General features: G+C 61.9%; 5 protein-coding genes. 3 read left to right on the top strand and 2 right to left on the bottom strand.

All coding sequences use genetic code 11. The features are described 5' to 3' along the window. Nucleotides 1-572: 572 nt before the first annotated feature. From NA637_RS04500 to NA637_RS04490, 3 genes are read left to right on the top strand one after another with little or no spacing between them, the layout of a single operon-like run. On the top strand, nucleotides 573-1,901 hold the full coding sequence (locus NA637_RS04500; RefSeq protein WP_256071146.1) for a flippase: 1,329 nt from the start codon (nucleotides 573-575) through the stop codon (nucleotides 1,899-1,901). Further along, complete coding sequence (locus NA637_RS04495; RefSeq protein ID WP_256071145.1) at nucleotides 1,898-2,956, top strand: nitroreductase family protein; 1,059 nt, start codon at nucleotides 1,898-1,900, stop codon at nucleotides 2,954-2,956. The genes NA637_RS04500 and NA637_RS04495 overlap by 4 nt, the downstream gene beginning before the upstream one ends. A gap of 8 nt (nucleotides 2,957-2,964) precedes the next feature. Then, complete coding sequence (locus NA637_RS04490; RefSeq protein ID WP_256071144.1) at nucleotides 2,965-4,149, top strand: polysaccharide pyruvyl transferase family protein; 1,185 nt, start codon at nucleotides 2,965-2,967, stop codon at nucleotides 4,147-4,149. 35 nt (nucleotides 4,150-4,184) lie between these two features. Here NA637_RS04490 and NA637_RS04485 read toward each other — a convergent pair whose 3' ends face one another. Together NA637_RS04485 and NA637_RS04480 are read right to left on the bottom strand one after the other, a co-directional pair. Further along, the gene (locus tag NA637_RS04485) at nucleotides 4,185-4,793 is read right to left on the bottom strand and encodes a DedA family protein (protein WP_256071143.1); all 609 of its coding nucleotides are present in this window, start codon (nucleotides 4,791-4,793) and stop codon (nucleotides 4,185-4,187) included. A gap of 3 nt (nucleotides 4,794-4,796) precedes the next feature. Then, the gene (locus tag NA637_RS04480) at nucleotides 4,797-5,972 is read right to left on the bottom strand and encodes a c-type cytochrome (RefSeq protein ID WP_256071142.1); all 1,176 of its coding nucleotides are present in this window, start codon (nucleotides 5,970-5,972) and stop codon (nucleotides 4,797-4,799) included. Between the last annotated feature and the right edge of the window lie 28 nt (nucleotides 5,973-6,000).

The raw sequence follows: 6,000 nt of genomic DNA, 5'->3' as shown, positions 1-6,000 counted from the left end.
AACAAAAAAGCCCCGCATCAAACGATGCGGGGCTCTTTTGCTTGGGCTGAGTCCTGTCCCTTCGGCCGCTCCGAGCAGCGATTCCTTGCGTCAGTCCTGACGCATCGCGAGATCCTTCGCGGCAGCCCTGCACCAGCTAAAAGTCACTTCGCTGGTCGCCGAGCCAAGCGTTCCACGGCACATCGAAATGGCCAGGGAGCGGCTAGCAGCGGCAGCAGGGTTAAGAGGGGCAGTGATGGCAAAAGTTCCACTTTTAGAATGAAAAGGCCATCAGACTAATCACAGCGAGGCGAATCGGTGATTTCAATTGGCCATCGATCCCGATTGACTGTGTTCGGCGCGGCAGGTTTTCGCCTAGCCGTCTCACCTGTAATCAGCCCGACATTTGCCAGTAACCGAATCGCCCCGAAGGCCTTTGGCCAGCGTTTAGTGGATTGCATCGCGATACATTTCCAACTGTCTGCGCCCGGAACATGCCAGACAAAACGCGGTCTGCTGTGCGTCGCCACTCCAGCGCAACTGAAGGCAAAGCTTGCCACCACGGAGTCAGCCTTGAGGAGCCGAGCCACTCGATGAGCGCTATCACCACCCTCTTCCACACACTCAAGCTGTACCTGTTCAATGCTTCATGGATGATGGCGGAGCGGCTGCTGAACATCGGCGTGGGCTTTCTCATGGCGATTGTGCTGGCCCGCTATCTGGGACCGGAACAGTTCGGGATTCTCGCCTATGCCGTTTCCATGACCGCAATCTTCGCCTCGGCCGGTCACATGGGATTGGCAGGACTGGTGGTGCGCGAGGTGGTAAAGCAGCCGGCCAAGGTTCCGGAGACGCTGGGCACCACCTTCATGCTTAAGCTGACCGGCATGAGCCTCGGTTTCATTCTGGTCTTCGTTTACGCGTGGGTGTTCGAAGAAGTTGGCGGCACCGAATTCTGGATGCTGCTGATCGTCGCGTCGGCGATCTTCTTCCAGACGTTTGACGTGGTGGAATACTGGTTTCAGTCTCAGGTGCAGGCCCGCTATCCGGCTATCGCCAAGTCCAGTGCGATCCTGCTCTCGGCCGGCCTCAAGCTGTTGATGGTCGTCAGCGGCGCCGGGGTGGTGGCCTTCGCCTTCGCGCATACCGCGCAGTTCATCATCGCCGCGGTGATCCTCGCACTGCTCTACAAAGGCACCACCACGGTCTCGCTGATGAGCTGGAAGGCCAGCTTCGCCAAGGCCAAGGAGCTGCTCAGCCAGGGCTGGATTCTCTACGTCGGCTCGATCTTCGCGGTGGTCTACATGAAGATCGATCAGGTCATGCTCAAGTGGATGGTGGGTGCCGAGGAGGTCGGCGTCTATGCCGTGGCCGCGCAACTCTCCGAGGCCTGGTACTTCCTGCCGATCGCCATCGTCGCGTCGTTCTTCCCCAAGCTGATCAAGCTGCATGCGGCCGACCTGGCGCTGTTCAACAAGCGCTTCCAGCAACTCTTCGACGTCCTGTTCATTCTCGCCATTGCCGTGGCGGTGCTGGTGTCGCTCGTCGCCGAACCTCTGATCGCCCTGCTGTTCGGCGCTGAGTACCAGAACTCCGCCGCGATCCTCACCATCCATATCTGGGCCGGCGTGTTCATCTTCATGCGCGCGGCATTCAGCCGCTGGATCCTGATCGAGGGCGCACTGATGTTTTCGTTGATCACCCAGGGCCTCGGTGCGCTGGCCAATATCGGCCTGAACCTTGTGCTGATCCCTCGGTACGGCGGTGAAGGCGCCGCCATGGCCACGCTCATTTCTTATGCGGTTGCTTCGTACGCTGCACTGCTGCTGCACACCAAGACCCGCCCGGTGTTCTACATGATGACCAAATCGATGTTCAGCCCGATCCGTTACGCATTCAACGCCGCAGGAGCCACCCGATGAGCCTCATGTCGCTCGCCAGAGCCTTGCCTGATCCCGTCAAGAACGCCATCAAGGCGACCCGGGACAACACTCGTCTGGCCCTGGTCCGCCTGTTTTCCTCCAGCGGCTTCCTGTCCTCTGTCTATTACTGCCTGATCAGCCGTGAGTTCGACCGTGAGCACCGTGCGGTGCTGCTGGGCCGGCTGCATTTCGCTCAGCGGATGCGCGGCCAGGGCGAGAACGACGCCTTCCTGCGCCGCAACGTGCATCGCCTGGAGAAGGGCCTGATCATGCGTCCCCGACGCAGCACCTTTGCCGAGGATTACATCGGCGCGACGGTGCGCTGCTATGCCGATGCGACCCGGGCCGGCGTCCTCAACGGCCAACAGCGCTGGGCCAACGACGTGCTCACCGATTACTTTTCAGCCGTGCAAAGCACCCCGCGTATCGACTCGGCCCGCCGTGAGTTTTCCGGCGCCCAGCGCGAGGACGACGCCAGCCGCTGCGTGCCCTATCCGCACAGCGAACTCCCCGAATGCCCGGTCAGCTATGACCAGCTGATGGTGCTGTTCCGCCGTCGCCGCTCGGTGCGCTGGTATCAGGACAAGTCGGTCAGCAACGCGCTGATCGAACAGGCCGTGCGTGCCGCGACGCTCGCCCCTTCGGCGTGTAACCGCCAGCCGTTTCGCTTCTATGTCAGCAACGGCAAGGAAAAGGCCGCCGAGGTCGCCAAGTGCGCCGGCGGCACGGCGGGTTTCCACGACAATTTGCCCTGCGTGATCGCTGTAGTCGGCGATCTGGGCTGCTATCCAGAGGCACGCGACCGCCACGTGGTCTATATCGACGGCTCGCTGGCCGCCATGCAGCTGATGCTGGCACTGGAAAGCCTGGGCTTGTCGAGCTGCTCGATCAACTGGCCTGACGTCGAAGAAAGGGAACGTCAACTGGCGAAAATACTGGGCTTGGCCTACCAGGAGCGTACCGTGATGCTCCTTGCGGTGGGCTATGCCGATCCAACGGGAGGGATTCCCTATTCGGACAAGAAGACCGCAGACGACTTGATTGTATTCAACTGAGGTAAGCGATGATTATCGAGATCAGAAAGGCAGGCTTCGTCAATAAAGGCGCTGAGCTGATGTTGCACGCGGCGTTGCAGAAACTGAGGACCCGGTATCCGGACGCTACCTTCGTGATGGCCCCGACCCCGAAAAAAGCCGAGCAGCCGTTCCGCAAGCTGGTCCAGCTGGGTTTCTATCCCAAGGCCTGGCTTTGGCGCTACGGCATCCAGTGGGGCACGCTGGCCAACTTCGCCCCGCGTCCGCTGCGCGAGATGTACGGCGTGGTGCTGGATAAGGAAGTCGACGTGGTCATCGATGCGGCGGGCTTCGCCTACAGCGATCAATGGGGCGAAGGTCCCTGTGCGGAGCTGGCGCAGTCGACCAGGCGCTGGAACAAGAACGGCACCCGGGTGATCCTGATGCCGCAAGCGCTTGGGCCGTTCAAATCGGAGAAAAACCGGGCGGCAATGAAAACGGTGGTCGATAATGTCGACCTGATTTTCCCGCGCGAGCGCGTTTCCTACGAGCATCTCACCGAGCTGGTGGGTGAGCAGGCGAAGATCAAGCAATCACCGGACTTCACCAACCTCATCACCGGTGTGCTGCCGCAGGGCTTCGATACCGAGCAGAATCGCTTCTGCATCGTCCCCAACTGCCGGATGCTGGACAAGACCGATCAGCAGACGCGCGAGGCCTACCTGCCATTCCTGATCAGTTGCACGCGCTACCTGCTCGAAAAGGGCGCCAAGCCTTTCGTGCTGGTGCATGAAGGCAAGGACGATCAGCGCCTGGCTGACGAACTGTCTGCGGCGGTGGGCGGCATCCCGATCGTCAAGGAAAGCGGCGCGCTGGAAATCAAAGGCATCCTCGGCGCCTGCAGCGGCACCCTGGGCAGTCGTTTCCACGGGCTGGTCAGCGCGCTGTCTCAAGGCGTGCCGGCACTCGCTACTGGTTGGAGTCACAAGTACCAGATGCTGTTCGAAGACTATGGCTTTCCGGAAGGCTTGGTGCAGGTCACCACTGACGAGGCGGAAATCAAGCGCAAGATCGACCTGGTGACGGATGATGCCGCGCGGATCCAGGCGTTGATCCAGACCCGTACCGACCAGCTCAAGCAACAATCCGAGCAGATGTGGCAGGAGGTCTTCGCCGTGATCGATCAGTGTCAGCGTACACACCAGACGCAGCACCACACCGCTGGCGCGGCCTGAGTGACCGCCGTGGCGCCGCGAACTGGCGCCACGGCCTACTGTTTTTTGCTGGCGAAACGCTGGCGAATCAGCCGGTACAGGTAGTAGAGCACCATCAAGACCACGATTGCGGTGGAAACCGGATTGAGGTACTCAGAGACCCTCTGGTACTGCGACTCAAGCAGGTAACCGGCCAGGGCCAGCAGCGCCGTCCAGATCAGCGAGCCCAGCGTCGAATAGATCAGGAATTTGGTCATCGACATTCCGGCGATGCCCGCGGGCACCGAAATCAGGGTGCGCACCGTCGGAATCAGGCGGCCAAAGAACACCGCGCTCTTGCCGTGGCGATCGAACCAGTCGCTGGCCTTGTCGACGTCCTCTGGTGACAGGGTCAACCAGGGGCCCCAGCGTGCGGCGAAGTGCTTCATGCGCTTCTGGCCAAGTGTGGCGCCGGCGTAGTACCAGGGCAGCGCACCGACCACTGAACCAGCAGTGCCGACCAGAATCACCGCGATGAAGTTGAGGTCACCCCGTGCCGCGACGAAGCCCGCCAGTGGCATGATCAGCTCCGACGGGATGGGCGGGAAGATGTTCTCCAGCAACATCAGCAGGAAAACCCCGACATAGCCCAATGCCGAAACGATTTCCACGATTTTGTCGAACATCGGTTACCTCTGCTTTTGCGGTAAAGGGGTCTGCATGGACGGCTCGGTGAGGGTTGGGGCGGGCTTATCGAGCGCCCCGGCCACCTTTGTCGGCAACGATGCGTAGTAATCGGCCAGTGCCTGCATCTGCTCCGGCGTGAGCCGCTGCGCGGCGCTGTGCATGATATGGGCGTACTCCGTACCGCCACGCTTACCAGCCGTGAACAGCTCCAGCTGCAAGTTCAGGTAGCGGGCGTACTGCCCGGCGATGTTGGGGTACATCGGATTGCGAGGACCGTCCTTGGGCCCGTGGCAGTGGACGCAGGACGGGATGCCGCGTTCACGCACACCGCGCTCCGCCAGCGACAGGCCCTGGGCCAGGATGTCCGACGTCGGCTCTGGAGCGTCTATGCGACTGACTGGCGGCAGATCAGCGTAATGCTGCGCCAGTGCTTCGAGCACCGCCGGCTCCAGACCTGCGGCGATCGGCTGCATGATGCCGCTATAGCGCTTATCCCTGGCATACGCCTGCAACGCACCCAGCAGATAAGCCTCGCTCTGCCCGGCCAATCGGGGGAACGCGCCCTCACCCCGGCCGCCGCCGTCTTCGGCATGGCAACGGTTGCAGTTGGCCAACACCGGACCCAGCGGATCCTTCAGCGGCCGCGGATGATCGGGCGTGACGGGTTTGGCGGTCTCTTCGCTGCGCCCGCCCAGCGCAAGCTGCTTATAGCGCTGGGGCGACATGCTCGGCATCGCCTGGAGGAATGCCACCACGGCCCAAACCTCATCGTCTCTTTTCTGCGCGGGCCAGGCCGGCATGGCGGTGAATTTCACGCCATTCTTCACAATCCAGAACAGCTCCTGCGGCTCCCAGTGTTCGATCCGCGGCGGCAAGTAAGGCGGCTCGGGTGTCATCTGCTGGACAATCAGCGAGCGTTCCTGGCCTGGGCCGCCATGGCAGGCCAGGCAGCCCGTGTGATAGTGCCCAGCCCCCTTGAGCACCAACGCCGGATCGTCCAGCGGCGGCACCTTGATGCCCATCGACTGCGTGCTCACCGCACGCCGCATGGCGTAGTGCAGCATCCATCCGGTCGCCTTCCAGTGACCCGAGCTGGCACTGATCGAGACCAGTCCCAGCGAAACCAGCACGAACGCGCCCGCCCCCGCCAACGCTGCCATCAACGCGATGGCCGCCACGACGCGCTTCCACGAGCCACCGGTCAGC

The organism is Stutzerimonas stutzeri, from assembly GCF_024448935.1.
GTDB classification, from domain to species: Bacteria; Pseudomonadota; Gammaproteobacteria; order Pseudomonadales; family Pseudomonadaceae; genus Stutzerimonas; species Stutzerimonas stutzeri_AO.
The sequence above is the reverse complement of the archived record's forward strand: the minus strand, read 5'-3'. Positions and strand labels throughout refer to the sequence as shown.